Below are 26,437 nucleotides of genomic sequence, written 5' to 3' on the forward strand. Positions count from 1 at the left end.
GCGTCCTAGAATTCGTCGGACCTTCCGCAGGGTTACATCATGACGCTCACGATCTCTGCCCGTCCGGCTTTGCTTGGGATTGGCATTGCAATTGCCGCAGTTCTGGCACCGCCCGCTTTCGCGGCACTGGACATCGGCGATCCTGCTCCCAAGTTCACGGCCACGGCGGCTCTTGGCGGAAAAACATTCCAGTATTCGCTTGCCGAGCAACTCGCCAAAGGTCCGGTGGTGGTCTATTTCTTCCCCGCCGCTGATTCGAACGATTGCTCCATCGAGGCGCACGCCTTTGCCGAAGCGATCGACCAGTTCGCGGCCCTCGGCGCCACCGTGATCGGTGTGTCGGCCGACGACATCGAGACGCTGACCAGGTTCTCGGTGAAGTCATGCCAGAACCGCTTTCCGGTCGCGTCCGACTCGGCGAAGACAGTCATCCAGGGCTTCGATGCACTCATGCAAACGCGCCCGGATTTTGCCAACCGGCTGTCGTATGTGATCGCCCCCAATGGCAACGTCGCCTATTACTACCAGAACCTGAACCCCGACAAGCACGTGGAGCGGATGCTCAATGCCGTGCGCGCCCTGCCGAAGGCCACGGCTTCGCGCTGAAACCGCCGCCTCACGAAAGCAGCGGGAGGCCGCTAAGATTTCGCCCCATGCAACTCAACTACATCGGCAACGAAAGCGTTGCCTCATCGTCCGGCCGCACGCTGCCGGTGATCGACCCTTCCGACGGCCAGACCTTCGACGAACTGCAGCGCAGCAACGCCTCGGACATCGACAACGCGGTGCGCGCCGCGCGCCACTGTTTCGAGTCGACCTGGCACAAGGTGAGCGCCGCCGATCGCGGAAAGCTGCTCTACAAGCTCTCGCAAAAGATTGCCCAGCACACGGACGAGCTGGCGCTTCTCGAGCAACGCGATTGCGGCAAGCCGGTCAAGCAGGCTCGGGCCGACGCACTGGCGCTGGTGCGCTACTTCGAGTTCTATGCCGGCGCATGCGACAAGCTGCACGGCGAAACCATCCCCTACCAAGACGGCTACAGCGTGCTCACCTGGCGCGAGCCGCACGGTGTCACGGGCCACATCATTCCGTGGAACTACCCGATGCAAATCTTCGGGCGCAGCGTGGGTGGCGCGCTCGCTGCGGGCAACGTGTGCGTCGTCAAACCTTCGGAAGACGCTTGCCTGTCGCTGATCCGCGTGGCGCAACTCGCGGCCGAGGTGGGTTTCCCGCCGGGCGCCCTCAACATCGTGACGGGCTACGGCCACGAAGTCGGCGATTCGCTGGCGCGCCATCCAGGCATCGACCACATCAGCTTTACTGGCAGCCCTAGCGTCGGGACGATCATCCAGCAGGTCGCGGCGGAGCGCCATTGCCCGGTCACGCTCGAGCTTGGCGGCAAGAGCCCTCAGATCATCTTCGCGGATGCCGACCTGGGCGCTGTCATTCCGGTGGTGATCAACGCCATCGTGCAGAACGCGGGCCAGACTTGTTCGGCGGGCTCGCGCGTTCTCATCGAGCGCGAAATCTACGAGCCCCTGCTCGAACGGCTGGGCCACGCGTTCAATGCGCTGCGCGTAGGCCCTGCGGCGATGGATCTCGACGTGGGCCCTCTGATTCGCCAATCGCAGCAGCAGCGCGTGTGGGACTTTCTGTCGGACGCGCATGTTGCGGGCATTCCCATGATCGGCCAGGGCACCGTGGTCGACGAAGCGCCCGAGAGCGGCTTCTATCAGGCGCCCACTCTCCTGCGCGACGTGCCTGTGGACCACCGTCTTGCGCAAGAGGAAGTCTTCGGCCCCGTGCTGGCGGCGATGTCGTTCCGGGATGAGGACGAAGCCGTGGCGCTTGCCAACGCGACGAGGTTTGGCCTCGTCGCGGGCATCTGGACCGAAAACGGCGGGCGGCAGTTCAGGATGGCGAAGCGCCTGCAGAGCGGCCAGGTGTTCATTAACAACTACGGGGCCGGCGGCGGAGTCGAGTTGCCTTTTGGCGGCGTCAAATCATCGGGCTATGGCCGTGAAAAGGGTTTCGAAGCGCTCTACGGATTCACGACCCTCAAGACCGTCGCCATCAAGCACGGCTGAACAACAGCAACAGGAAACAACAAAATGCGCGTCAAGGACAAATCCATCATCGTCACCGGCGCCGGCGGCGGCATCGGCGAAGGCATCGCGAAGCGGCTGGCGGAAGAAGGCGCCCAGGTGATCGTCAACGACATCAATACGGCACTGGGCGAGCAGGTGGTCGAAGCCATCCTGCGTGCGGGCGGCCGCGCATCGTTTTTTGCTGGAGATGTCACCAAATCAGCCGACATGAAGGCGCTGGTGGGCGCTGCGGTCGAGCGCCATGGCAAGCTCGACGCCATGGTCAACAACGCCGGCTGGACGCACCGCAATCGTCCGGCACTCGAAGTGAGCGAAGACGAGTTCGACCGCTGCTATTCGGTCAACGTGAAGAGCATCTATCTTTCGACCATTCACGCGGTGCCCGCCTTTCGTGCCAATGGCGGTGGGTCGTTCATCAACATCGCCTCGACCGCAGGCGTGCGGCCCCGCCCCGGCCTCACCTGGTACAACGGATCGAAAGGTGCCGTGATCACCACGAGCAAGTCGCTGGCCGCCGAACTGGGCCCCGACAACATTCGCGTGAATTGCATCAACCCGGTGTTCAACCCCGACACCGGCCTCGCCGCCGAATTTGCCGGCGGGCCCGTCACGGAAGAACGCAAGGCGAAGTTCCGGGCGACCATTCCGCTGGGGCGTTTCTCGACAGCGCTCGACGTAGCCAATGCGGCGCTTTATCTGGCGAGCGACGAAGCTTCGTTCATCAGCGGGGTCTGCATCGAGGTCGACGGCGCTCGGTGCGTGTAACGCACAAGACCAAAGTTGTGGTCGGCTCGCGGCAGGGTCAAACGGCCCTGCAGCACCGATGCCGCGGGCGATGCGTTAAATTGCTCTTTCCATGAGCCAGCATGTCGTTCCCCTCTCCGAGATCGGCCGCGCACGCCGCGCGACGGTCTCGGCCGGGCTTCCGGTCGCGGCAACGGGCGTATTGCTCGATCGCCTGGCTCGCCCGCTGACCGACCTGCGAATCAGCGTCACCGATCGATGCAACTTCCGCTGCAGCTATTGCATGCCGAAGGAAATCTTCGACAAGAACTATCAATACCTGCCGCACAGTGCATTGCTGAGCTTCGAGGAGATCACGCGCCTGGCGCGCGTTTTTGCGACGCACGGCGTGCGCAAGATCCGCCTCACGGGCGGCGAACCGCTGCTGCGCAAGAACCTCGAAGTGCTTGTGGAGCAGCTGGCCGCCCTGCGCACGGCGGATGGCGAACCCTTGGACCTGACGCTGACGACCAATGGCTCCCTTCTCGCCCGCAAGGCCAAGGCCCTGAAGGCGGCTGGGCTTCACCGCGTGACGGTGAGCCTCGACGGTCTGGATGACACCGTCTTTCGCGCCATGAACGACGTCGACTTTCCGGTGGCCGAGGTGCTCGCGGGCATTGAAGCTGCACAGGCTGCCGGGCTCGCGCCGATCAAGGTGAACATGGTGGTCAAGCGTGGCACCAATGAGCAGGAAATCCTGCCGATGGCACGGCATTTCCGCGGCACTGGCGTGGTGTTGCGCTTCATCGAATACATGGACGTCGGTGCGACCAACGGCTGGCGCATGGATGAAGTGCTTCCGTCCGCAGACGTGGTGCGGCGCATCGCAGAGGAATTCCCGCTCGTGCCGCTCGAAGCCAGCGCGCCCGGCGAAACCGCGCAGCGCTGGGCCTATGCGGATGGCGCCGGCGAGATCGGCGTGATCAGCAGCGTGACCCAGGCGTTTTGCCACGATTGCACCCGCGCGCGACTCTCCACCGAGGGCAAGCTCTTTCTCTGCCTCTTTGCCAATTCCGGCCACGATCTGCGTCCTATGCTGCGCGGCGGCGTGGACGACGCGCAGATCACATCCGCCATCGCAGACATCTGGCAGGGCCGGAGCGACCGGTATTCCGAGTTGCGGTCGCTGCGCGAGCCGGACAACGATGCGGGCGCGCCGCGCCGCGTCGAAATGAGCTACATCGGCGGATGAGCGCGGTGGCCGGCATCCCCGTCCAGGACATCACAGGCCTCGTGCTGGCCGGCGGCCGCGGCTCGCGCATGGGCGGCGTCGACAAAGGCTTGCAGAACTTCAACGGCTCGCCACTTGCCGAGCATGCGGTCAAGCGCCTGGGCAGCCAGGTCGGGCAGATCATGGTGAACGCCAATCGGAATCTCCCGACTTATCGAGCCTTTGGCGTTCCGGTGTGGCCTGACGAACTTGCGGACTACGCGGGGCCGCTGGCGGGTTTTCTCACAGGGCTGGAGCACTGCGAGACGCCTTATCTTCTGACCGTGCCGTGCGACACGCCGCTGTTTCCGCTCGACCTCGCGCGCCGGCTATCCCAAGCCCTTGTCTCCGACGGCTCCGAAATCGCCATGGCGGCCGCGCCCGAGTCATTGGATGAGGCTGATGTCACGCGACCCCAACCCGTGTTTTGCCTCCTGAGCGTCCAACTGCGCGAAAGCCTGGTGCGCTTCACGGAGGACGGGGGTCGCAAGATCCAGCGGTGGACTGCACAGCACCGGACAGTGATCGTGCCTTTCGATGGGCCAGAAGACGCGCCGGGCGCATTCTTCAACGCCAATACGCTGGCCGAGTTGCACGCACTCGAATCCCAGCGACGTCCTTGACGGCCGGCCCGATCGTTCTCGTCATCCTTGCCGTTCTTTCTCCATGAGCCGAATTGCCGACATCGCCGCCGCCCTGGCGGGCTACGACCCCAAGGCGATGGGCGTCGATGCGGTGCAGGCGTTCCTGGCGCGGCTTGCCGACCAATCCGCCGTCACGCGAGACGAAACCGTCGCGCTGCGCGATGCGCTCGGAAGGGTTCTGTCGGAGGACATCGTCTCGCCGCTGAGCGTGCCCCCGCACGACAACTCGGCCATGGACGGGTTCGCCTTCAATGGCGCGGTGCTCGACCGCCATGACGACGATGCGACCGTGCGCCTGCGGGTGGTGGGCACGGCGCTGGCAGGTGCCGCCTGGCACGGTTCGATCGCCGCTGGCGACGCCGTCAAGATCATGACCGGGGCCGTCATGCCGGAGGGCCTGGACACCGTCATTCCGCAGGAGTTCTGCACCATCGAGGGCGCGGCCGTCAGCTTTTCCGCCGCCGCGCTGCAGCGCGGCGACAACCGGCGACTGGCCGGCGAAGACCTGATGCAGGGCAGGCCGGCACTCCAACGCGGCGAGATCGTCTCTCCGGCTGCGTTGGGCATGATGGCCAGCCTGGGATTGCCCACCGTGCCGGTGCTCAGGCGCCTGCGGGTCGCTTATTTCTCGACGGGCGACGAGATCCTGAGCGTGGGCGAATCGCCGCGTGAGGGTGCGGTCTACGACAGCAATCGCTACACGGTCTTCGGACTTCTCGCGCGCCTGGGTGCCGAGGTCGTCGACCTTGGCTTGGTGCGCGACGACCCCGCCGCGCTCGAATCCGTCCTGCGGCGTGCTGCGGGCGATGCCGACGCCATCATCACCAGCGGCGGCGTCAGTGTCGGCGAGGCCGACCACACGCGCACGGTAATGCAGCGCCTGGGCGACATGGCCTTCTGGCGTGTTGCCATGCGGCCCGGGCGTCCAATGGCCGTCGGGCTCATTCACGCGGGCACCGAGATGCGCGCACCAGCGGTGCTCTTCGGCCTGCCCGGCAATCCTGTCGCGGTCATGGTGACTTTCCTCGCGTTCGTGCGCCCTGCGCTGCTGCGGATGATGGGCTGCAATGCAAGCTCGGCGGCGGCCCCACCCCTCCTTCGCGCAAAGAGCGTCAGCGCCATTCGCAAGAAGCCCGGCCGCACCGAATACCAGCGTGGCCGCGTACAGGCCGTCGCTGGCTCACTGCCGGAGGTTCGGGTTGCCGGAAACCAGGGCTCTGGCGTCCTGAGCTCGATGGTCGAAGCCAATGGGCTGGTGGTGCTCCACCATGATCAGGGAGACGTGGCCGCAGGCGATGCCGTCGACGTGATGATGTTCGACGGTGTGGTGTAAGGTCTGGCCCCGCAGATCGAAGGAGCGGAAGGAGCGGCAAGTGGGCGCGACAAGAATCGAACTGATGCAACAGATGCCCATCTTCGGAGCCGTGGGCTCTGAAACGATGGAATTCCTGCTGGCGCCGGCGCCGGTGGTCCGCATGAAGGGCGGCGACTACTTCTTCCATGAAAACGATGAGCCCGACTGCATGTACGTGCTGGAAACCGGGCACGTCACTGTCTCGAAAAGCTGGCAAAGCCACGAACTCCTCATCCGCCGGCTCGGGCCGGGCGACTGCTTCGGTGAGATGGCCCTTCTCGATCTTTCGCCACGCAGTGCGTCGGTGCGCGCGGACGAGGATTGCAGCGCAATTCAGCTTTCGTCGGCCAATCTCTATCGGGTGTTCGAGCGCGACGTCGAACAGTTTGCGCTGATCCAGATGAACATCGCGCGCGAGATGAGCCGGCGACTGCGGGTCACCGATGACCTGCTCTTCAGGGCCCAGATGGGCGAAGCACTGGAAACGCCGCAGCGCATCTGAAGCGCGTCAGATCCTCCCCAGCGCCCGCTCGACTCCCTTGTTGGCGAGCGCATCCGCACGCTCGTTGCCCGGGTCTCCCGAATGCCCCTTGACCCATCGCCACTCGATTTGATGGCCGCCCTCCGACACCAGCTTGTCGAGTTGCTGCCAAAGCTCGACATTCTTGACGGGCTGCTTCGTCGAAGTGCGCCAGCCCTTGGCTTTCCAGCCGCGAATCCATTCCGTGATGCCCATCCGCACGTATTGGCTGTCCAGATAGAGAACGACCTTGCATGGGCGCTTGAGGGCACCGAGCCCTTCGATCACCGCCTGCAGTTCCATCCGGTTGTTGGTGGTGTTGAGTTCGCCGCCGAACAATTCTTTTTCGGTGGCACCCGACTTGAGCCATGCGCCCCAGCCGCCGGGGCCCGGGTTTCCCTTGCAGGCGCCGTCGGTATAGATCTGTACTTCGTTCAAGAAACGTTCCTTGTCACTGTCGATGAGAGGGATCGCGGTGCATCCTGCCCGCGATCGGCACCGGCGCGCTCGCGCGGGCCGCAGCCCGGCGCCAGTCGGCGCTCAGCAGCCGGAGGCCGCGGACCCGTTTGACCGCGACCAGAAAATAAACCGCGCCGAAGATCGGCCACCAGCGCTCCCCTGCCGTGTCGAACCAATGGCAGCGCTCCAGCCATGCCTCGCTGCGCACCGCAGGTCGGTAGACACCGAAGCGCCCTGATTCGACCTCGAAGCTCAGCAGACGCAGCCAGTCGCGCATGCGCCTGTAGCCGATGAAGTCGCCGGCCTCCGGCAAAAAGAGCTCGCCGAATCCAAGGCGCCTGTAAAGACGCGCCCTCCGTTGCCGCATGCCCCACAGGCTTGCGGGATTGAGCCCGCAGATCACGACACGGCCTTCGGGCACCAGCACGCGCTCGACTTCACGCAGCGTCGCATGGGGGTCGAGGCTGAGTTCGAGCGTGTGCGGAAGCACCACCAGGTCAAGGCTGTTGGCCGAAAAAGGCAACGCGGAAAAATCGGTGACGAGCGCGCATCTCGCCGCCATCGCCGGGTCGGATACCGAAAGCCAGCGATACGGCATGCGATTGGCACGCAGGCCGTCCAGCTCCGGCAAGCCCAGTTGCAGCGCGTGATAGCCGAATACGTCCGCCACGGCCTGATCGAACTGGGACTGCTCCCAGGCCAGCAGATAGCGGCCTGGGGGGGTCTCGAACCAATCATGCAAACCTATAATTTGACCGCTCATGACCCTCGTTCCGCTGCCCGCCTTTGCCGACAACCACATCTGGATGCTGCAGGAAGTGTGCGACGCGAACTCGGTCGACCCGGGAGATGCCAGGCCGGTGTCCGATGCACTCGAGCGTGGCAATCTGCAGTTGGCCGCGATTCTAGTCACGCACTCCCGTCATGCCGACCCGATGAGGCGAATGTCGAATTTTCTTCCGCCCGGCGCGCATTGGCGACGAGGGCGACCTGGCATACACACTTGCTAACCCGAGATTTGCGTGTGCAGCGGAACCCCCTGCCGCAGAGATCGATCAGTAAGCGGCCGCTGCGGTGTTCGCGGCGCTGCGTTAATGGATGAACCACTTTTGATGAGACTTATCGTTGCCGCCTGCCTCGCGGGCTCCTTGTTTCTCGCGGGCTGCGCCACCGGTACAGGCAATTCGTCCTTGGCTGCATCGGAGCGCGCGACTCCGGTCTATCCGGGCGGACCCCTGACGCCGATTACTTCGGGCCAGACGAAATCACGCGCTGTCGTCACCTTGGCACCTCCCACGGACATGTGGGACCGCATCCGCAAGGGCTTCAAGATGCCCGACCTCGACAACGACCTCGTACACGATCGCGAGCAGTGGTACGCAAGCCGGCCCGACTACATGCAGCGCATGACAGAGCGGTCGAGCCGCTACATCTTCCACATCGTCGAGGAACTCGAGCGTCGCGACATGCCGACGGAGATTGCGCTGCTGCCGTACATTGAAAGCGCCTTCAATCCGCAAGCGGTTTCGACCGCTCGTGCTGCCGGCATGTGGCAGTTCATGCCCGCCACAGGCACCGACTACGACCTCAAGCAGAACATCTTTCGTGATGACCGCCGGGACGTGGTCGCGTCTACTCGCGCAGCGCTCGACTACCTGCAGAAGCTCTACGGCATGTTCGGCGACTGGCAACTGGCGCTGGCGGCATACAACTGGGGCGAAGGCAACGTGAGCCGCGCCATCGCGAAGAACCAGCGCGCCGGCTTGCCGACCGGCTATACCGACCTCAACATGCCTGCCGAAACCCGCATGTACGTCCCCAAGCTGCAGGCCGTCAAGAACATCGTTGCCAATCCGGAACGCTTCAACGCAGAGCTGCCGCTGATCGCAAACCACCCTTACTTCCAGACCGTCACGCTCAAGCGGGATCTCGACGTCGACCTTGCCGCAAAACTGGCCGACGTCAAGATCGAAGACTTCCGCGCGCTCAATCCCTCGGCGCACAAGCCGGTTCTGCTCGCCGCCGGAACACCCGAGATCCTGCTGCCCTGGGACAACGCAGCCGTGTTCCAGCGCAATTTCGAGGCTTACTCGCAAGGGCAGTACGCCAGTTGGACCGCCTGGTCCGTGCCATCGACGATGACGGTCGCGGACGCCGCCCAGCGCACAGGCATGAGCGAAGCCGACCTGCGCGCCGTCAACAGCGTGCCTCCGCGGATGCTCATCAAGGCGGGCTCGACTCTGATAGTGCCGCGTGGCGCCCGCGTTCAGGAAGACGTGGCGGCGCTTGTCGCTGACACCGGGCATCTGAGCTTTCAGCCCGAAATCGTCACGCGCCGAACGATCGTGCGCGCCGGCAAGAAGGACAGCGTCGCGAGCATCGCCCGTCGCTACAGGCTCAGCCCGGCCGCCGTCGCCGAATGGAACGACGTGAAGCCCAATCACGCCTTCCAGAAGGGCTACGAAGTCGTTGTGTATCTGCCCGTGCGCGCGGCATCGACGGCGCACGTCGGCAGCGGTGCAGCGCGCTCGAGCGGAAACCACATGCTCAAGACGACGAGCCTCTCGCCCAAGAGCACCAGTCCAAAGGCAAAGGCCGTCAAGAGCGCGCCCAAGACCTCCAAGAAAAAGCGCTAGGCGCTCAGAGCTTCTCGGATTCGCCGCTGCGGGGCTGCCACTTCATCAGGCGTTTTTCGAGCACGCCGACGATAGCGTCGAGCACCAGCGCGAAGGCTGTCAGCACCACGATGCCAGCGAACACCGTGTTGACGTCGAAGGTGCCTTCGGCCTGCAGGATCAGATAGCCGACGCCGCGCGCCGAGCCCAGGTATTCGCCCACCACCGCACCGACGAAGGCCAGCCCGACCGAGGTGTGAAGGCTCGAAAACACCCAGCTGGTCGCGCTCGGCAAATACACCGTGCGCAGCAATTGACGTTGATTCGCGCCCAGCATGCGGGCGTTGGCGAGCACCACCGGGCTCACCTCGCGAACTCCCTGGTACACGTTGAAGAACACGATGAAGAACACCAGAGTGACCGCAAGCGCCACCTTGCTCCAGATCCCCAGCCCAAACCAAAGGGCAAAGATCGGCGCGAGGATCACGCGAGGCATCGAGTTCGCTGCCTTGATGTAGGGGTCGAACACGAGGCTCGCCGTGCGCGCGAGCGCCAGCCAGAGTCCGCAGGCCAGCCCCAGCACAGTCCCGATGAGGAATGCGAGGACGGTCTCCAGCAGCGTCACCCCGAGGTGCAGATAGACATCGGCATTGCCGGGCAGCCCTTCGGGAAAGAGCACGTTCGGCGGGATCGCGACGGGCATGAACCAGCTCCAGATTCGCCCCGCGACCTGGATCGGTTCGCCGACGAAGAAGGCGAACTGCTCGTTGCGCGACGCGACGTGCCACGCCACCAGAAGCACGATCAGCAGCGCGATCTGCCAGAACGGTGCGTTGTTTTCACTGGGTCGAAGGCGCATGTCAGGCCGCCTTCTTCAGTTGTTGCGCGTAGCCCTTGAGGACTTCGTCGCGCAGCACGCCCCATATCTGCGTGTGCAGTTCGACAAACCTTGGATGCGCCCGCACCTCGGCCACGTCGCGCGGACGCGGAAGGTCGATGACGAATTCACCGATCGGATGCGTTGCCGGACCGGCCGACAGAACCACTACGCGATCACTCATCGCGATCGCCTCGTCGAGATCGTGCGTGATGAAAAGCACCGCCTTCTTCTTCGCCGCCCACAGGTCGAGCACCTCGTTCTCCATCAGTTGCCTTGTCTGGATATCGAGTGCGCTGAACGGCTCGTCCATGAGGATGATGTCAGGGTCCAGTGCCAGCACCTGGGCAAGCGCCGTACGCTTGCGCATGCCGCCCGAGAGTTGATGCGGATAGCGGTCGCCGAATCCGGCAAGACCCACGCGGGCGAGCCAGTCTTCGGCCTGTGCCTTCGCCTGCGCATCGGCAACGCCGCGGTATTGCAGACCCAGCATCACGTTGTCCAGCGCACTGCGCCACGGCATCAGGGCTTCGGTCTGGAACATGTAGCCAGCCCGCGCATTGATGCCGGCCAATGGTTGTCCAAACACCTTCACGCTGCCCGACGACGGCGCCAGCAGCCCGGCGCCGATGTTGAGCAGGGTCGACTTGCCGCAACCGGTCGGCCCGACCACGGACACAAATTCGCCCTCGCGAATGCGCAGCGTGGTGTCCGAAACAGCGGTGTAGCGCTGCCCCTGATCGTCCTTCGATCGAAAGATGCAGCTGATGTCTAGGAGTTCGAGCGCGTAGTCGACCATGGAGTGCCAGAAAAAACCCGGCCGGAGCCGGGTTGCGAGGCGTAAAGGTCAGGCTTTGAACCTGTCCTTTGCGCGCCGCGCAAAATCGTTGGTGTAGAGCTTCGACAGGTCGATCTTGTCGGCCTTGACGCTGGGATCGAAACTCGCGATGGCGTTGAGCGCCGTCTTCGGACCATCCGCCGGCACCATGCCGTCCGTGGCGATGGCTTCACGAACCTTGTCGAACGACGCGAGATACAGCGCGCGGTCGCCAAGCAGATACGTCTCCGGCACTGTCTTGATGATGTCACCCGGGCCGGCCGTCTGCAGCCACTTGAGGCCATGCACGATGGCATTCGCCAGCGCCTGGCACGTGTTCGGATTCTTCTGGATGAACTCCGCAGACGCATAGAGGCAAGCGGCCGGCATCGGGCCGCCGAACACTTCCTGCGTGCCCTTGAGCGTGCGCGTGTCGCTGATGATCTTCACGTCGCCCTTCTGCTCGAGCATCGTCATCACCGGATCGGTGTTGCTGATGGCATCGATTTGACCCGAGCGCAGTGCGGTGAGCGCCCCTGCCGCAACGCCGACGCCGATGTAACTCACGTCGCTCGCCTTGAGGCCGCCGCGCGAGAGCACCAGGTTGGCCACCATGTTCGTCGACGAGCCCGGTGCCGAGACGCCCAGCTTCTTGCCCCTCAGATCGACGATGCCCGAATAGCTCGGCATGTTCTTCGTCGAAACGCCGATCGCGATCTGCGGTGCGCGCCCTTGCAGGACGAAAGCCTGAAAGATCTGGTTCTTGGCCTGAAGGTTGATCGTGTGCTCGAAAGCACCCGAGCAGACATCGGCCGAGCCGCCGACAACGGCTTGCAGGGCGCGTGAGCCTCCTGCGAAATCGGAGATTTCCACATCCAGGCCCTCGGCCTTGAAGTAGCCGAGCTGCTCTGAGATCGTCAACGGAAGGTAGTAGAAAGCGGCCTTGCCGCCGACCGCGATAGACACCTTCGATTTTTCAAGCTTGGGCTGGCTGTGGACCAGGGGCGCGCCGACGGCTGCAGCGCCAAGTGCGGTGGCGATGGTGAAGGTGCGGCGATTGAGCATGAGTGGCGCCTTGAGGCCCTGTGTTCGAATGTTTTCGAAACGAGCTTAGGGGTGTGCATGTCCCTCTGCATCGGGAACATCCCGTGCGGGTTTTCACGTAAACATGAAGACTACTGGCGGCCCGCGAACAGGATCGCGACATTCACGAAAAACGCGAGCGCCCAGACAGCGCTGCGAATGGTGCCGAGACCTGCGATATAGACACCGATATAGACCAAGCGCAGCAAGACGTAGGCCGCTGCAAGCATGTCGAGCCGCGCCTGCGCAGCGCCCAGTTGATGCGCGATGATCACGGCGCCGATGAAGAACGGAAGCCCTTCGAAGCCGTTGGCCTGTGAGCTGTTAGCCCTCGCGCGCCATCCAGACTGGCGCGCACCCCACTCGCGCGGCTTCTGGTTGTCGCTGCCCTTGAAAGCGCCCGCCTTGGCAATGTAGGCCGACACATAGGGCAGCAAGGCAGCGATCAACACGCACCAGTAGGCCAGAGAGAGGTGGGGCATGCTCATGTGCTTCTCGCCTTGGAGAGGGTCAACGACGGTCGACCAACGCGTGCGCGATGGTGCCCAGGTCGACGTATTCGAGCTCACTGCCGGCAGGCACGCCACGCGCAAGCCGCGTCACCGTGAGCCCCCGTTGCTTGAGCGCTTCGCCGATCACGTGAGCCGTGGCCTCGCCCTCGGCGGTGAAGTTGGTCGCAAGGATCACCTCGCTCACAGTGCCATCGAGCGCGCGATCGAACAGCTTCGCAAGGCCGATGTCCTTGGGTCCAATGCCATCGAGCGGGCTGAGCTTGCCCATCAAAACGAAGTAGTAGCCACGGAACGCGCCGGTGCGCTCGAGTGCGGCCTGGTCGGCCGGTGTCTCGACGACGCAAAGCTTGGTCGCATCGCGGCGCGGATCTCCGCAGACATTGCAGATGGCGGCTTCGGTGAACGTGTTGCATCGCTCGCAATGCCGCACGTTGCTGGCCGCCTGCTGCAACGCGCGAGCCAGCATCTGTGTGCCTTCGCGATCGTGCTGCAGCAAGTGAAACGCCATGCGCGAAGCAGACTTCGCGCCTACGCCGGGCAAACGCCGCAGCGCTTCGATCAGCGCATCGAGCGAGCTGGAATCCGCCATTCAGGTGCGGCGAACCGTCAGAACGGCAGCTTCATGCCGGGCGGCAAGCCGGGCATGCCGGCGGTGAGCTTGCCCATCTTCTGCTCGCTCGTTTCTTCAGCCTTGCGCACCGCCGCGTTGAACGCAGCGGCCACCAGGTCTTCGAGCATGTCCTTGTCGTCGGCCAGAAGGCTCGGGTCGATGGTGATGCGTTTGACATCGTGCTTGCAGGTCATCACAACCTTCACGAGGCCCGCGCCCGACTCGCCTTCGACCTCGATCGTGGCGAGTTCTTCCTGCGCCTTCTTGAGGTTGTCCTGCATTGCCTGCGCCTGCTTCATGAGGCCGGCCAGTTGTCCTTTGTTGAACATCGTTGGTCCTGTGAGTAAGAAATGTTGGATGGATGAGACCAGGTGGCGCCGGCTCGGCGCCGCCGGCTCAAACCGTCATGCGGGTCGCAATGTACCTGGGACGATCCTCGCATCCCAGTCTCGCATCATCGATTGCACTTCAGGATCGTTGCGTATGGCCTCTTCGGCGATCCGCTGACGCTCCTCTGCAGCCTGCTTGTTGCGTCGTGCCGGACTGTCGACGACGGCACCGACTTCGATGGCGATTTTCACACCATGGCCGAACGCAGCAAGTGCTGCCTGAACCTTGTCTCGACTGCCGGGCTGGTTGAGTGATTCACGCTCGACCCGCAACAGCCACTGGTCGACGTCGCGAGCCACCAGCTGCGACTGCAAAGCCAGTTCGCGGGCCAGCGCGGTGATCGACTCGGCGGCCACCATCTGCGTGACGGTGGCGTGCCAGAAGTCGCCCTCCTCGCTCGGCGGGATCGGCGCCGACGGCGCGGTGGACTCGCCTTCTCGCACACCGGGTGGCGGCTGGATGCGTACGGGCATCGCCATGACCTTGGTCGCCGTTGGTGCGGATTCTTCGGCGGCTGGGCGGGGCGGTGGCGATGTATGCAGCGCCGGAGCGTCGAACACGGGGAGACGGTGACCAGGGCGCTCGACGGGAGTGGCTGAAGGCGCGGGTGGCGATGAAAGCCGTTGCACCGCCGGTGCTGGCATGGCGGGCTTGGCGGACTCGACAGACGCCGCGCGCGGCAGCGCCGGTTCGGCCTGCGGAGCTTCATTCAGAGTTTTTTTTTCCTCCGATGCTGCGCCACCGGGCTTGAACGCCAGCAAACGCAACAGCACCATCGTGAGCGCCGCATATTCGTCGGGCGCGAGACCCAGCTCGGCACGTCCGTGCAAGCAGAGGCTATAGAGCAACTGCGTTTCGTCCGCCGGCATCATCGCAGCGAGCCGCGCCGTTTCCGCAGCATCGGGGTCTGCGCCGTTGTCAGATCCGACGCGCGACGGCACCGCCTGCAAGACTGCCATGCCCTGCAGCACGGCCGTCATCTCTTCGAGTGTCGAAGCGGCGGAAAGCCCATCGCGCCGCAATCCTTCCGATGTCTCGACGACTGTCTTGCCGTCGCCCTTGGCGAGCGCCTCGATCAGCTGAAATACGTGACCGCGATCGACGCTCCCGAGCATCTGCCGCACACCGGCTTCCAGCAACTCTCCGTTGCCGAATGCGATCGCCTGATCGGTCAGGGACAAGGCGTCGCGCATCGATCCGCGCGCGGCGCGTGCGATGAGCCGCAGCGCATGCGGCTCGGCCGGCACCATCTCGGTCTGCAGGACGCGCGTGAGGTGTTCGAGCACCGTCTCGGGCGCCATCGGCCGCAGGTTGAACTGCAGACAGCGCGAAAGCACGGTGACCGGCACCTTCTGCGGATCGGTCGTCGCCAGCACGAACTTGAGGTATTCGGGCGGCTCTTCCAGCGTCTTCAGCATGGCGTTGAACGCGTGGCCCGTGAGCATGTGCACTTCGTCGATCATGAAGACCTTGAAGCGCCCCTGGACGGGTTTGTAGACCGCTTGTTCCAGCAATGCCTGCACTTCATCGACGCCCCGGTTCGATGCCGCATCGAGTTCCGTGTAGTCGACGAATCGACCTGAATCGATGTCGCGGCACGCCTGGCATGTGCCGCATGGCGTGGCGGTGATGCCGCCCTGCCCGTCCGGCCCCTGGCAGTTGAGCGACTTGGCCAGAATGCGTGAAACCGTGGTCTTGCCCACGCCCCGCGTTCCGGTGAAAAGATAGGCGTGGTGCAGTCGTTGCGAGGTCAGCGCGTTTTCGAGCGCCTGGACGACATGTTCCTGGCCGACCATCTCGCTGAAGGTTTTCGGGCGGTGTTTGCGAGCGAGCACGAGATAGGCCATCGGCGCATTTTAGGGTCGGCCGACCGAGGTCTCCGTTGCTTCATCCCACGCAATATCGGGGTGAAGAAACGTCGCCTACAATCCCCCGCTGACGGGCCTCCCCGCATGGTGAAGTGGCCAACCGGGTCAGGTGGGGAACCAAGCAGCCCTAACTGCGTAGCCAGTGCCGGGGGTAAGGCTCGTCAACCTCATATCGCGCGAAGCATCGCGCCGCGGATCGCGCCAAGGGCCTCACGCCCTCGGCGTTCCAGCCTCGCAAAACACTGTACGCAAATACAGTGACTCCGGTAGAATTCGTCGTCCCCAAGAACAACATCGAGGCGACGTCATGATTCCCCCTTCTCCCTTTGCTCCCCTTCGAGCCACTGCGCGTGGGCTTCCAGTGCTTCCATTCACGCCGAAGCCGCTCGTCAGCCGAGCCTCCTGGCCGTTTCCGGTTGCGCGTGACCGGTCAGGCCTCGGGACCATCAGGGAACAGGCAGCGAAGGTGATCGCGACGACGATACGGCACTGGCAGCCATCGCAGCGCTGACGCCAGCAGCGTTTGGGCGAGCGCCACAACAAAGTTCTACTTCAACCGCAGCAGCACGCCGTCCGCCGCCACTGCGCCGCTGGCCATCGTCGCCGTGAGCAAATAGCCGCCCGTGGGAGCCTCCCAATCGAGCATCTCACCAGCAAAGAACACGCCCGGCATCGAGCCGCTCATCAAATGGCGGTCGAGCGCCTCGAAACGCACGCCGCCAGCGGTGCTGATGGCTTCATCGATAGGCCTTGGCGCAGTCAGTTTGAGCGGCACCGCCTTAATGGTGTCGGCGACCTTTTCAGGGACATGCATGTCGTCACGCGTGAGCACTTCGTGCAGCACGGCCATCTTGATGCCGTCCAGGCTCAATCGACTTTTTAGATGACTCGCCACCGAACGCGAGCCACGCGGATGCGATACAGCGGCGCGCACCTGCTCCAAGGTTCGGTCGGGCAATAGGTCGAGGAGAAGCGTGGCGCCGCCGTTGCGGGCGATCTCATCGCGCAGCAGCGCCGAGGCAGCGTAGACGAGGCTGCCTTCAATGCCGGTGGCCGTCGCAACGAACTCGCCTTTTCGCGCGAAGGTGCGACCCTCCGAATCAGTGAACGAGATGGCCACCGACTTGAAGGGCACGCCTGCAAATCGTTCCGCGAAATAGGGAGTCCAGACGAGATCGAAGCCGCAGTTGGCAGGCAGCAAGGGCGCAACATCGACGCCGCGATCGGCCAGCCACGGTGCCCACGCACCGTCGGACCCGAGCCGCGACCAACTGGCGCCGCCGAGCGCAAGCACCACGGCGTCATGCTGCGACCTCATCTCACCGCCGGGTGTCGCGAATCGCAACGAAGTCGGCGATGCCGTCGCCTCATCCCATCCGAGCCAACGATGTCGCATGTGAAACTGCACGCCAGCCTGCCTGAGACGGTGCAGCCACCCACGCAGCAACGGCGCTGCCTTCATGTCTTTCGGGAACACTCGGCCCGAGGTGCCGACGAAGGTGTCGATCCCGAGTCCGTGCGCCCATTCGCGTACCGCATCAGGGCCGAAACGATGAAGCAAGCCCTCGATCTCGGCACGGCGGTCGCCGAACCGTTCGACGAACTTGCCGAGCGGCTCCGAATGCGTGAGGTTCAGGCCACCCCGGCCGGCAAGCAGGAACTTGCGCCCGACGGATGGCTTGGCGTCGTACAGATGCACCTGAATGCCGCGCGCGCTGAGCACTTCAGCCGCCATCAATCCGGCGGGCCCACCGCCGACCACGGCGACGTTTTTTTCTTGAATCATTCGAGTGTGACCAGTTCGCCCTGGCCGGTCAGGAACGCGGCGCGCACCGTCTCGCCGGGATAGGCTTCTTGTACCGCATCTCGATAGCGGTTCAGTTGAGCGATCAATTCCGCATCCCGCTCAGGTCGCGCGGCCGATTTATAGTCGAGCACCCACCACGCGCCGCTCTCGCGATGGCGCACCAGGCGATCGATGCGCAGGGTCTGGCCCTGGTGGATCAACGTGACTTCGTTGCCATGCCAGTCGAGTGCTTCGGCGTCCCACGCCCACGCGCCTGCGCCGGCACGAATACGCTCCGCCAGTGCGGCCGCCGAGCGGGTCGCGTGAAGATCGAGTGCAAATTCGCGTGCTGCGGCGCGCACGTGTTCCGTTGGCAAAGGCACTCCCGGTTGAGCCCATTCGAGCAGACGGTGCATGGCCTGCCCCAGTGCAGAAGCGCGCGTTTCGGCATCGCGAGGTTGAGCCATGACAGGATGGCCGTGATCGGCAGTCGCTAGCGCGGGCAGCTCCAGCATTGGGAATTCAGCCGGCGCCGTCGAGGGAGACACTGCAGCCACGGGCGCCACATCGTCGATCGGATCACTCAGCGCTTCCAGCCGTGCCCACCAACTCTCACCGCTGGACCTCGCGGCGGCGACAGCCGAGATGACGAGCTCCGCCCGCGCGCGGGTCGTCGCGACGTACAGCCCGTTGATTTCCTCCCGACGACGCGCGGCGTGCTCCTGTGCAAGGTCTTCCGTGGCGCACGCGGGCGGATTCTTCTCGCTCGCCACGAACACGAAGCGCTCGGGCGCAACAGCATGTCCAGGCCACTTCACGAGCACGCCCATGGTCTGCGCCCGCTCCGCCGAGGCGTCCGTGTCCAGGAGCAGCACCAAGTCCGCCTCCAGGCCCTTGGCGCCGTGAACCGTCAGCAACTGAACGGCGTCGATGACCGCCACCGACGGCGCCCTGACCCCCCCAGCGCGCAATGCCCGAACCAGCCCGTAAGGTGTCGCGAAGCGCGCACCATCGAGTTCGAGCGATGCTGCCAGCAGCCCACGCAAGTTCGCGAGCACGCTGGCGCGCATGGCCGTCGGCGCCGCTGCGGCAAAGGCCGAGAGCACCCCGGCATCGTGATAGATAGCACTCAACGCATCGTGCGGCGGCAACGTGTCGAGCCAGCCTTGCCAAGTCCGCAGCCGCGCGCCGACGCCGGCGAGCGGTGCGGGCCACCCCGGGGCCTGCAGCACATCGAACCAGTTCGCTCGTGTTTCACGTCGCTTCAGCGCGATTTGCACGAGCGCGTCGTCGTCGAGGCCGAAGATCGGTGATTTCAGCGCTCGTGCAAGAGACAGATCGTGGTCCGGCGACACCAGCGCATCGATGAGCGCGACGACGTCCTGCACCTCGGGCGCGTCGTTCAGTTCATTTTTTTCCGGCTGCTGGACGGCGATGTGCAGCTTTCGCAGCTCGTCCTGCATTACGGCCAGTCGACTGCGGCGCCGCGCCAACACCATGATCCGGCTCGGAGCAAGTCCCGACGCAATACGCCCCGCAATCCAGCGCGCCGCCTGCTCGCATTCCTTCTGCAGCAGCTTTTCCTCGGGGAGCACGCGAGGCGTAGTGAGGCTGTCGCGCCAAGGCAGCAAGCCGTCTGACGATGCTTCGCTGGGCGACGCGGCACTGGCGATCGCATCCCGGCCGATCTGCGGCAGCTTGCGAACCTGACCCACTGTGATCGATTCAGTCGTATGGTCGCGAAATCCGCTGAATTCGCCGACTCGCTGCGCCTCTTGCATGGCAGCGTTGACGAGCCCGATCACCGCTTGCGCATTGCGATGCGTGTGATCGCAATTGAGCAGATCGCCGTTCAGCCCCTGCTGGACGAACTGCTTGGCGGCGATGAAGACCTGCGGTTCCGCACGCCGAAAGCGATAGATGCTTTGCTTCGGATCGCCGACGATGAAAACGCCCGGTCGCCGCCCTGCCGCTCCAGCGTAGCTTCCGAGCCATCCGTTGAGCGCCTGCCATTGCAGCGGGTTGGTGTCCTGGAACTCGTCGATGAGCAGATGGCGCACCCGCGCGTCCAGGCGCTCCTGCACCCATCCCCACAGTTCGGCGTTGCCCAGAAGCAGGTGTGCCGCCTGTTCGACGTCGTTCATGTCGACCCAGCCGTTAGAGATCTTTACGTCCGCGAAGCAGGTGATCAGCAAACGCGTCAATCTCGCCATTCGCTGCTGATAGAGCCACGCATCGTGTTGGGCCCGCGCCGCGCAGTACTGCAACACGCGCTCCTGTGCGGCGCGCACGTCATCGAGCCCCGCGAGCTTTTCGCTGAACTTGCGGGGCTCGCCCTTCTGCGTGAGGAGTGCGTCGAGCACCCCGTCGGCGTGCCGTTCGGTGACGGCCTGTTCGAGTTCTACGCCGCGTCGTGAAAAGGTTGGAGCGCTGGCGCGGCCGAGTGCGCGAGCAGCTGCCAGCAGTGCACCGCGCCACACCGAGTCACCGAGCAATACGTCTTCCGGAGATTCAGCCCCCTCAAATGCGGGATACATCTCTGCCATTGGCGTGACGGCGCGATCGACCGCTGCATGAGCATCGGCGAGCACGAACTCGACACGCCGCGTCAGCGCTTCGTCCAAGGCCTTGCCGATCTGCGAACGGCCATGCGTCGCGACCAGCGCGCGGTAGTCGGCCGAGGCGTCCTCGTCAGCCGCCACTGCCGCATAGAACGGGCGCCGCACGCGCACCCTCGCCTCGGCGTCGTCTTCGAGCAGTTGATAGTTGGCCGGTAGCCGCAGCTTCTCGAGAACGGCCACCGGAGCGCTTCGCAGCAGGCCGGCGAACCAGGCGTGGAAGGTGCGAAACTGAACGGGCCGTCCGCCCGCGAGAAGCTCTCGATAGAGGCCCTGCAGCCGCGGGGCGGCGGCTTCCGCATCGGGCCATGCCATGCCGCGCATCACAAGTTCAGGCACCAGTTCGGCCACCGGCTGTTGCGAGAATTTCTCCAGCCACTGGTCCAGACGTTCCCGCATTTCGCCGGCTGCCTTCTTGGTGAAGGTGATCGCCAGAATCTCGTGCGGTGCGCAAGCGCTTTCGCCCTCTTCGAGCAACGCGCGCAAGATGCGCGACACCAGCATCCAGGTCTTGCCTGCCCCCGCGCAGGCTTCCACTGCGACGGAGCGACGGGGGTCGCACGCGATCGCATAGAAGCGCTCACGGCTGACGTGCGCGCCGTTGTGTTCGTAGGCCGGTGCGGTCATGCCGGACCCTCCCAGAAGTCCTTCCGGCATAGCCCGCGCGCACCGCAGTGTTCGCAGACCTGGCCCTCTCCCAACGCGGGCAGCGCGGCGCCGCCTGCGATGCGCGCAAGGTCATCCATCACACCGGTCACCAGTGCGTCCCGCGCAGCGACGACGTCCAGTTGCTCGAAGGTGCGTGTCCCGGAGGCCTTTTCGCCGACGTTGACGTAGGCTGCCCGCAAGCTGTCGTCCGGAAAGAGCGCGGCATAAAACGCAAGCTGCGTGTCTTCTGACGGATTCTTGATTCGCTCTCGCGTCTTGTCGGCGGACTCGGTCTTGTAGTCGATCACGAAGACCCTGCCGTCGGGAACCGCATCGACACGGTCGAGCCGCCCGATCAGCTTCACACGACCCAGTGGCACTTCCTTCCACGGCTCGGATTCGACAAAAATCGCGCCTTCGGCAGCTTCGTGCCCGGCTAGCCAAGCCAGGTAACCATCGCGAGTCGCCGGCCACGCAGCGGCGAATGGCAGGAATTCAGCTTCGGACAATCCGAACTCACTGGTGGCCTGCACCTCGGCGGCAGCCATCATCGTTCGCCGAATCTCCAAGTCGGTTGTGGGATCTGCTTTCAAAGCTTCATGGAAATGGCCGAGCACGGCATGCAGCCAGTTGCCGAAATCGCGCTTGTCGACCTCTGCATCCAATTCGTCGCTGCTGCGCAGACCCAACTGGCGCATGGCAAAAAAACGATAGGGGCAGCGGCGGAGATCCTCATAGGCAGTCGATGACAAAGTCGCTGGCACAAGCGCGTCGCCTCGCGGCAGCGGGTGCAGCGTGGGGAGCGCAGCGACTGTCACCGAAAGCCGCGGATCGGCAGCCATTTCAGCCGTGTGATCCAGGTGCAGCATCTGAACGAGCGGGCTTGGCCGCACCGGCTCGCCGCTGGCGTCGAACTGACGCCATAGAACATCACAATGCGGCGCGCTCATTGCAATGGCCCACGCGGAGCGCTGCGCCGCCTCCAGCGCATCGCGCGAAGGCAGCGACAGTGCAGTGCGCTGTGCCGCGCTCCAGTCGCCGGGAGGTTCTGGCGAAGCGGGCAAGCGCTGGTCATCGCAGCCGGGCACCACAACGGCGGCAAAGGCGCGTCCGAGCAACTGATACAGCGGGAGAACGACGACCTGCGGCGCATCGGCATCGGTCGGTACGTGCACGAAGCTCGCCGCTTCCAGCACGTCGCGAGCCCAACCAGTGAACTCGGCCAACGTGCAGCGCGCTCCTCGGATCTCCCCCTCTTCAGCGTCCAGATACAGGGCGCCAATCAGTTCAATACCGACGGCATCGCTGGTGAGCGCAGACCATTGGCCGCTGGCTTGCAGCAGCGTGCGCGCCGCTGCGAGCCATTCGCCAAGCGGCCTGGCACGCGCCATCTCGCTGCGCATGTTCTCGAGCACATCAGTGGTAGCGACGAGCTCGACATCTTCCGGCCTCGTGCTCGCCACGACGTACGAACGCCACGTGCGCCAGTCGCGCATTCCGCGCTCCCGCAGGCGTGATTCCAGCAGCAGGACTTCGCGACGATTGAACTTGCTCGCATGCTTGAGCCAGTCCAATACCTGGTCGCTGCTGGCATCGTGGGCACATGCTCGCAATGCGCTCATCAGGCTCGCGGCCACTCGCGTGGTCGACAGCTTCCAGCCGGTTTCATCGCGAGGGATAACTCCGCGTGCAACCAGATGCGCCATGATCCGGCGGGTCAGCGCGCGGTCGGTCGCCACCAGCGCAACGGGTGCGTGGCCTTCCGATAGCTGACGGACGACACACGCCGCAGCGCGCTCGGCTTCGTCCTCGGGACCGGCCGCCGCATGCAGGCTGGCGACGCATGACGGCGCATCCATCGTTGCAAGCGGCAGACGCAAGCAGCGCTCGCCGAAAAGCTCTGCCAGCTTTCGAGTGAGCGGATCAGCCTGAAGGCCATCGAGGACGATGAGCTGATCGACCTGCGCCTGTGCGGCGTTCGAATAAAGCACGTCGGTGGCGTAGCCCGAGTTGGCCGTCCAGGCGAGCGCGATGCCGTTCAAGGCGCTTTCCATGTTGAACCACTCCGAGCCCTTGCCCGCATCGATGGCCCCGCGGACCCGATCGGCCCAGGCGGAACGTTCTTCGGGCCGCTCGGCAGCGGCCAGTGGCGAGAGTTGAAGCGCAATATCCACCAACCTGCCGGCGAGCGCATTCCGCGAAGCCGAGAAGCCTGCGCGAACCAGCAATGACTGCGCGGTGATCAGGTCGCGCGCCATGTCGAATGCGAGGTCGTCGGCATCTGGCACGAAGCCGCCCACGCTGCGCGCCCAGTTGCGCGTGGTCTCGAACCGGGGGGCGAAACCCGACGCGCCGTTCGCGATCCACATGTTGCGCGCGACCTGCATCAATTGTGCATAGGGCACGAGAACCATGGTACGGGAAGGGTGCAGGCGACGCTCGGCCAGCAGGCGGGAAATGCGCCCGACGAGACCGGCTTCGGGGTCGCACCAAAGCGCATGCGCGGGATGGCGCTCAAAAGGATGCATTGGGGGTTCCAAGGGGTGTTGACTATCGGCGCCATAGCTTTCCGCCCGACCACGCCAATACTTGGTTTCTGTCACAATGAACCGCACTTTAGCTGCACCGAAACTCCCCGCGCACAAGGACACATCCATGGCCAGCGACCTCATCAAACATATCTCCGACTCTTCTTTCGAAGCCGACGTGCTCAAGTCCGGCAAGCCTGTCTTGGTGGACTATTGGGCCGAGTGGTGCGGTCCCTGCAAGATGATCGCGCCGATCCTGGACGAAGTCTCCAGCACCTATGAAGGCAAGCTGCAGATCGCCAAGATGAACGTCGACGAGAACCGCGACATCCCGGCCAAGTTCGGCATCCGCGGGATCCCGACGCTCATGCTGTTCAAGGACGGTCAGTTGGCCGCCACCAAGGTCGGCGCAATGAGCAAGGCCCAGCTCACCGCCTTCATCGATCAGCAGCTCGCTTGATGTTCCCTGCTGCCGCCGCGCAACGCGTCGGCAGCTTTCTCGTTTTTCCTGTCATAATTCCCCACAGTTCACCGGCCCATTCAGGCACCCGGTTCGAGTTCCCCGGTTTGTGAGGCATCTCTCGCCTCACATCAGACCTCCCCCTCCTCGTTTTGACAGATTTCCCCGCAAGGGGTCGCTCCATGCACTTAAACGAACTCAAGGCACTCCATGTGTCCGAAGTCCTCAAGCAGGCTGAAGCCCTTGAGATCGAAAACGTCGGCCGCATGCGCAAGCAGGAGTTGATGTTCGCAATCATCAAGAAGCGTGCGAAGGCTGGCGAACAGGTTTTCGCCGACGGCGTGCTCGAGATCCTGCCGGACGGCTTCGGCTTCCTGCGCAGCCCCGACACCAGCTTCACCGCCAGCACGGACGACATCTACATCTCGCCCAGCCAGGTTCGACGCTTCAATCTGCACACCGGCGACATGATCGAAGGTGAGGTGCGCACGCCCAAGGACGGCGAGCGCTACTTTGCGCTGACCAAGCTCGACAAGGTCAACGACGGCCTGCCTGAAGCGAACAAGCACAAAGTGATGTTCGAGAACCTGACGCCGCTGTTTCCCAAGCAGCTGATGCGCCTGGAACGCGACAACTTCAAGGGCGACGAAAACATCACCGGGCGCATCATCGACATCATCGCGCCAATCGGCAAAGGCCAGCGCGCCCTGCTGGTAGCGCCGCCCAAGAGCGGCAAGACGGTCATGATGCAGCATATCGCGCACGCGATCAGCGCGAACTATCCGGAGGTTCACATGATGGTGCTGCTCGTGGACGAGCGGCCCGAAGAAGTGACCGAAATGCAGCGCACCGTGAAGGGCGAAGTCATTGCGTCGACCTTCGACGAACCGGCGGCCCGCCACGTGCACGTTGCCGAAATGGTCATCGAGCGCGCCAAGCGCCTGGTCGAGCTCAAGAAGGACGTCGTGATCCTGCTCGACTCGATCACCCGCCTCGCCCGCGCCTACAACAACGTGGTGCCTTCATCAGGCAAGGTGCTGACCGGCGGCGTGGACTCCAACGCCCTGCAGCGCCCCAAGCGCTTCCTCGGCGCAGCGCGCAATGTCGAAGAAGGCGGCTCGCTCACGATCATCGGCACAGCCCTGATCGACACCGGCAGCCGCATGGATGAGGTGATCTTCGAAGAGTTCAAGGGTACGGGCAACTCCGAAATCCATCTGGACCGCCGCCTGTACGAAAAGCGCGTGTTCCCCTCCATCCAGCTCAATCGCAGCGGCACCCGCCGCGAGGAACTGCTGTTGCCGCCTGAAATTCTTCAGAAAACCCGGATCCTTCGCCAGCTCATGTACAACATGGACGAGATCGAGGCGATGGAGCTCATGCTGAAGAACATGAAGGCCACCAAGACCAATGTCGAATTCTTCGACATGATGCGTCGCGGCGGCTGATCAGCGAGCCGGCAATGCGCGCCCTTCGGCTGCGCTTTGTCGGCCGAGGTCGAGCAATTCCATCAGCTCGACCGCCTGCTCCGGCGTGACCGGATTCGGGCCTTTACCGAGAATCGCATCCCGCACGGCGACGTAGTAGTCGACGTAGTTGCCCGCACGCGTGGGTAGCTTTCGCGTCTGCATCCGACCATCCTTTGCCGCAACGGTGAGTTCGCCTTCTATCGGATCGGCACCCCATCCTGGATCCGTGGGTCGCCCACCGGCACGCAAGGCGTCTTCCTGTGGATCGACGCCGCGCTTGAGGTAGCTGCCGCGCACGCCGTGGAGGATGTAGCGCGGCGCGGCATGTCCGGCCAACGTCGTCGCGTGCAGAATCACTCGCAGCGGCGCGTGCGGCCCGCTCTCGTAGCGAAGCACCGCATGGAAATAATCTTCGACCAATGCGCCGTCTCGCAAGATGGCGCTGTCCAGTTGCAGTGTGTCCGGTCGCCCGAAGAGTTGGATCGTCTGGTCGAGCAGATGCGACCCGAGATCGACCCACAATCCCGCACCCGGCACCGGCTGTTCGCGCCAACGCGCGCGCACCTCGGGTCGATAGCGGTCGAAATGCGATTCGAAGTACACCGGCCGTCCCAACTCCCCGCTCGCGAGGACGTCTCGCAAGGTCAGGAAATCCGCGTCCAGGCGGCGGTTTTGATAGACCGACAGCACGCGCTTTTTGCCTGCAGCCAACCCGGCGAGTTCGCGCGCCTGGGCGGCGTCCAGGGTAAAGGGTTTGTCCACCACCACGTGCTTGCCGGCCGCGAGTGCAGCCTTGGCGACCGGATGGTGCTGGGCGTTGGGGGTCGCCACGACGATCAGATCGATATCGGCTCGGCTGACCAGCGCATTAACGTCGGGAACCACGTCCACACCCGGCCAATCGGCGTGGACTTTGTGCGGTTGCGAACTTGCAACGGCGCCGAGTTCAAGGCCCGGAACGGCGGAAATGACCGGGGCATGAAAGGTCTGCCCGGCAAATCCATAGCCGACGAGGCCGGCGCGCAAATTCGATGGTGGCATGGGGTGAGCCTCTGGCGCTAAAAGAGACCAGTATGCG

General features: G+C 64.1%; 23 protein-coding genes and 1 other RNA gene. 11 read left to right on the top strand and 13 right to left on the bottom strand.

Translation table 11 applies throughout. The features are described 5' to 3' along the window. Positions 1-39 precede the first annotated feature (39 nt). The 7 genes from AC1DSF_RS06705 (at position 40) to AC1DSF_RS06735 (ending at position 6,601) form a co-directional block, all read left to right on the top strand. A complete protein-coding gene (locus tag AC1DSF_RS06705; protein ID WP_478126451.1) occupies positions 40-606 on the top strand; it encodes a peroxiredoxin in 567 nt (188 codons plus the stop codon). A 47-nt stretch (positions 607-653) separates the two neighbouring features. Then, positions 654-2,087 (top strand): aldehyde dehydrogenase family protein, encoded by a 1,434-nt coding sequence (locus tag AC1DSF_RS06710; RefSeq protein ID WP_478126452.1) that lies wholly within the window; start codon positions 654-656, stop codon positions 2,085-2,087. A 24-nt stretch (positions 2,088-2,111) separates the two neighbouring features. After that, positions 2,112-2,873 carry an SDR family oxidoreductase gene (locus tag AC1DSF_RS06715; protein ID WP_478126453.1) on the top strand — a complete coding sequence of 254 codons (762 nt, stop codon included), beginning with the start codon at positions 2,112-2,114 and terminating at the stop codon, positions 2,871-2,873. 91 nt (positions 2,874-2,964) lie between these two features. Continuing rightward, the gene (gene moaA / locus AC1DSF_RS06720; RefSeq protein WP_478126454.1) at positions 2,965-4,083 is read left to right on the top strand and encodes a GTP 3',8-cyclase MoaA; all 1,119 of its coding nucleotides are present in this window, start codon (positions 2,965-2,967) and stop codon (positions 4,081-4,083) included. Next, a complete protein-coding gene (gene mobA, locus AC1DSF_RS06725; protein WP_478126455.1) occupies positions 4,080-4,724 on the top strand; it encodes a molybdenum cofactor guanylyltransferase MobA in 645 nt (214 codons plus the stop codon). Before moaA ends, mobA begins: the two co-directional genes overlap by 4 nt. Before the next feature lie 43 nt (positions 4,725-4,767). Further along, a complete protein-coding gene (gene moeA, locus AC1DSF_RS06730; protein ID WP_478126456.1) occupies positions 4,768-6,078 on the top strand; it encodes a molybdopterin molybdotransferase MoeA in 1,311 nt (436 codons plus the stop codon). 40 nt (positions 6,079-6,118) lie between these two features. Continuing rightward, positions 6,119-6,601: a cyclic nucleotide-binding domain-containing protein gene (locus tag AC1DSF_RS06735; RefSeq protein ID WP_478143138.1), complete on the top strand. Its 483-nt coding sequence runs from the start codon at positions 6,119-6,121 to the stop codon at positions 6,599-6,601. Between the two features lie 6 nt (positions 6,602-6,607). On the opposite strand, the gene rnhA is transcribed toward AC1DSF_RS06735, so the two are convergent. Together rnhA and AC1DSF_RS06745 are read right to left on the bottom strand one after the other, a co-directional pair. Next, complete coding sequence (gene rnhA / locus AC1DSF_RS06740; protein ID WP_478126458.1) at positions 6,608-7,057, bottom strand: ribonuclease HI; 450 nt, start codon at positions 7,055-7,057, stop codon at positions 6,608-6,610. Positions 7,058-7,070: 13 nt separating this feature from the next. Beyond that, positions 7,071-7,841, bottom strand: coding sequence for a class I SAM-dependent methyltransferase (locus tag AC1DSF_RS06745; RefSeq protein ID WP_478126459.1), 771 nt, complete (start codon positions 7,839-7,841; stop codon positions 7,071-7,073). A 349-nt stretch (positions 7,842-8,190) separates the two neighbouring features. Here AC1DSF_RS06745 and AC1DSF_RS06750 point away from each other — a divergent pair, with 349 nt between their 5' ends. Further along, on the top strand, positions 8,191-9,714 hold the full coding sequence (locus tag AC1DSF_RS06750; RefSeq protein WP_478126460.1) for a transglycosylase SLT domain-containing protein: 1,524 nt from the start codon (positions 8,191-8,193) through the stop codon (positions 9,712-9,714). Positions 9,715-9,718: 4 nt separating this feature from the next. On the opposite strand, the gene AC1DSF_RS06755 is transcribed toward AC1DSF_RS06750, so the two are convergent. From AC1DSF_RS06755 to dnaX, 7 genes are all read right to left on the bottom strand, one after another. Next, entirely contained in the window at positions 9,719-10,552 is an 834-nt protein-coding gene (locus tag AC1DSF_RS06755) for an ABC transporter permease (protein ID WP_478126461.1), read from the bottom strand. Position 10,553: 1 nt separating this feature from the next. After that, entirely contained in the window at positions 10,554-11,369 is an 816-nt protein-coding gene (locus AC1DSF_RS06760) for an ABC transporter ATP-binding protein (protein ID WP_478126462.1), read from the bottom strand. Positions 11,370-11,417: 48 nt separating this feature from the next. After that, positions 11,418-12,452, bottom strand: coding sequence for an ABC transporter substrate-binding protein (locus tag AC1DSF_RS06765; RefSeq protein ID WP_478126463.1), 1,035 nt, complete (start codon positions 12,450-12,452; stop codon positions 11,418-11,420). Between the two features lie 110 nt (positions 12,453-12,562). Further along, complete coding sequence (locus AC1DSF_RS06770) at positions 12,563-12,958, bottom strand: MAPEG family protein (RefSeq protein WP_478126464.1); 396 nt, start codon at positions 12,956-12,958, stop codon at positions 12,563-12,565. A 22-nt stretch (positions 12,959-12,980) separates the two neighbouring features. Further along, the gene (gene recR / locus AC1DSF_RS06775) at positions 12,981-13,571 is read right to left on the bottom strand and encodes a recombination mediator RecR (protein ID WP_478126465.1); all 591 of its coding nucleotides are present in this window, start codon (positions 13,569-13,571) and stop codon (positions 12,981-12,983) included. Between the two features lie 17 nt (positions 13,572-13,588). Continuing rightward, the gene (locus AC1DSF_RS06780) at positions 13,589-13,921 is read right to left on the bottom strand and encodes a YbaB/EbfC family nucleoid-associated protein (RefSeq protein WP_012747441.1); all 333 of its coding nucleotides are present in this window, start codon (positions 13,919-13,921) and stop codon (positions 13,589-13,591) included. 75 nt (positions 13,922-13,996) lie between these two features. Beyond that, positions 13,997-15,829 carry a DNA polymerase III subunit gamma/tau gene (gene dnaX, locus AC1DSF_RS06785; protein WP_478126466.1) on the bottom strand — a complete coding sequence of 611 codons (1,833 nt, stop codon included), beginning with the start codon at positions 15,827-15,829 and terminating at the stop codon, positions 13,997-13,999. Between the two features lie 90 nt (positions 15,830-15,919). On the opposite strand from dnaX, the gene ffs reads away from it, so the two are divergent. Next, an RNA gene (ffs, locus tag AC1DSF_RS06790) (signal recognition particle sRNA small type) lies at positions 15,920-16,016 on the top strand. Between the two features lie 381 nt (positions 16,017-16,397). Here the strand turns inward: ffs and AC1DSF_RS06795 are convergent. The 3 genes from AC1DSF_RS06795 to AC1DSF_RS06805 are packed head-to-tail and all read right to left on the bottom strand — an operon-like array spanning position 16,398 to position 23,430. Next, positions 16,398-17,636, bottom strand: a complete 1,239-nt coding sequence (locus AC1DSF_RS06795; RefSeq protein ID WP_478126467.1) for a TIGR03862 family flavoprotein — start codon at positions 17,634-17,636, stop codon at positions 16,398-16,400. Then, positions 17,633-20,881 carry a UvrD-helicase domain-containing protein gene (locus tag AC1DSF_RS06800; RefSeq protein ID WP_478182476.1) on the bottom strand — a complete coding sequence of 1,083 codons (3,249 nt, stop codon included), beginning with the start codon at positions 20,879-20,881 and terminating at the stop codon, positions 17,633-17,635. The genes AC1DSF_RS06795 and AC1DSF_RS06800 overlap by 4 nt, the downstream gene beginning before the upstream one ends. Beyond that, a complete protein-coding gene (locus AC1DSF_RS06805; RefSeq protein ID WP_478182477.1) occupies positions 20,878-23,430 on the bottom strand; it encodes a PD-(D/E)XK nuclease family protein in 2,553 nt (850 codons plus the stop codon). Before AC1DSF_RS06805 ends, AC1DSF_RS06800 begins: the two co-directional genes overlap by 4 nt. A 127-nt stretch (positions 23,431-23,557) precedes the next feature. Here AC1DSF_RS06805 and trxA point away from each other — a divergent pair, with 127 nt between their 5' ends. Together trxA and rho are read left to right on the top strand one after the other, a co-directional pair. Beyond that, positions 23,558-23,890, top strand: a complete 333-nt coding sequence (gene trxA, locus AC1DSF_RS06810) for a thioredoxin TrxA (protein ID WP_183023723.1) — start codon at positions 23,558-23,560, stop codon at positions 23,888-23,890. Positions 23,891-24,072: 182 nt separating this feature from the next. Then, on the top strand, positions 24,073-25,338 hold the full coding sequence (gene rho, locus AC1DSF_RS06815; RefSeq protein WP_478126470.1) for a transcription termination factor Rho: 1,266 nt from the start codon (positions 24,073-24,075) through the stop codon (positions 25,336-25,338). Here rho and AC1DSF_RS06820 read toward each other — a convergent pair whose 3' ends face one another. Next, positions 25,339-26,400, bottom strand: a complete 1,062-nt coding sequence (locus AC1DSF_RS06820; protein ID WP_478126471.1) for an oxidoreductase — start codon at positions 26,398-26,400, stop codon at positions 25,339-25,341. Positions 26,401-26,437: the final 37 nt, after the last annotated feature.

The organism is Variovorax sp. 01N429 (assembly GCF_056399425.1).

Bases quoted from the DNA above. Each gene is read 5' to 3' on its own strand.
- AC1DSF_RS06705 (WP_478126451.1), top strand. From the start codon at position 40: ATGACGCTCACGATCTCTGCCCGTCCGGCTTTGCTTGGGATTGGCATT.
- AC1DSF_RS06710 (WP_478126452.1), top strand. From the start codon at position 654: ATGCAACTCAACTACATCGGCAACGAAAGCGTTGCCTCATCGTCCGGC.
- AC1DSF_RS06715 (WP_478126453.1), top strand. From the start codon at position 2,112: ATGCGCGTCAAGGACAAATCCATCATCGTCACCGGCGCCGGCGGCGGC.
- moaA (WP_478126454.1), top strand. From the start codon at position 2,965: ATGAGCCAGCATGTCGTTCCCCTCTCCGAGATCGGCCGCGCACGCCGC.
- mobA (WP_478126455.1), top strand. From the start codon at position 4,080: ATGAGCGCGGTGGCCGGCATCCCCGTCCAGGACATCACAGGCCTCGTG.
- moeA (WP_478126456.1), top strand. From the start codon at position 4,768: ATGAGCCGAATTGCCGACATCGCCGCCGCCCTGGCGGGCTACGACCCC.
- AC1DSF_RS06745 (WP_478126459.1), bottom strand. From the start codon at position 7,841: ATGAGCGGTCAAATTATAGGTTTGCATGATTGGTTCGAGACCCCCCCA.
- AC1DSF_RS06750 (WP_478126460.1), top strand. From the start codon at position 8,191: ATGAGACTTATCGTTGCCGCCTGCCTCGCGGGCTCCTTGTTTCTCGCG.
- AC1DSF_RS06755 (WP_478126461.1), bottom strand. From the start codon at position 10,552: ATGCGCCTTCGACCCAGTGAAAACAACGCACCGTTCTGGCAGATCGCG.
- AC1DSF_RS06760 (WP_478126462.1), bottom strand. From the start codon at position 11,369: ATGGTCGACTACGCGCTCGAACTCCTAGACATCAGCTGCATCTTTCGA.
- AC1DSF_RS06765 (WP_478126463.1), bottom strand. From the start codon at position 12,452: ATGCTCAATCGCCGCACCTTCACCATCGCCACCGCACTTGGCGCTGCA.
- AC1DSF_RS06770 (WP_478126464.1), bottom strand. From the start codon at position 12,958: ATGAGCATGCCCCACCTCTCTCTGGCCTACTGGTGCGTGTTGATCGCT.
- recR (WP_478126465.1), bottom strand. From the start codon at position 13,571: ATGGCGGATTCCAGCTCGCTCGATGCGCTGATCGAAGCGCTGCGGCGT.
- AC1DSF_RS06780 (WP_012747441.1), bottom strand. From the start codon at position 13,921: ATGTTCAACAAAGGACAACTGGCCGGCCTCATGAAGCAGGCGCAGGCA.
- dnaX (WP_478126466.1), bottom strand. From the start codon at position 15,829: ATGGCCTATCTCGTGCTCGCTCGCAAACACCGCCCGAAAACCTTCAGC.
- AC1DSF_RS06795 (WP_478126467.1), bottom strand. From the start codon at position 17,636: ATGATTCAAGAAAAAAACGTCGCCGTGGTCGGCGGTGGGCCCGCCGGA.
- AC1DSF_RS06800 (WP_478182476.1), bottom strand. From the start codon at position 20,881: ATGACCGCACCGGCCTACGAACACAACGGCGCGCACGTCAGCCGTGAG.
- AC1DSF_RS06805 (WP_478182477.1), bottom strand. From the start codon at position 23,430: ATGCATCCTTTTGAGCGCCATCCCGCGCATGCGCTTTGGTGCGACCCC.
- trxA (WP_183023723.1), top strand. From the start codon at position 23,558: ATGGCCAGCGACCTCATCAAACATATCTCCGACTCTTCTTTCGAAGCC.
- rho (WP_478126470.1), top strand. From the start codon at position 24,073: ATGCACTTAAACGAACTCAAGGCACTCCATGTGTCCGAAGTCCTCAAG.
- AC1DSF_RS06820 (WP_478126471.1), bottom strand. From the start codon at position 26,400: ATGCCACCATCGAATTTGCGCGCCGGCCTCGTCGGCTATGGATTTGCC.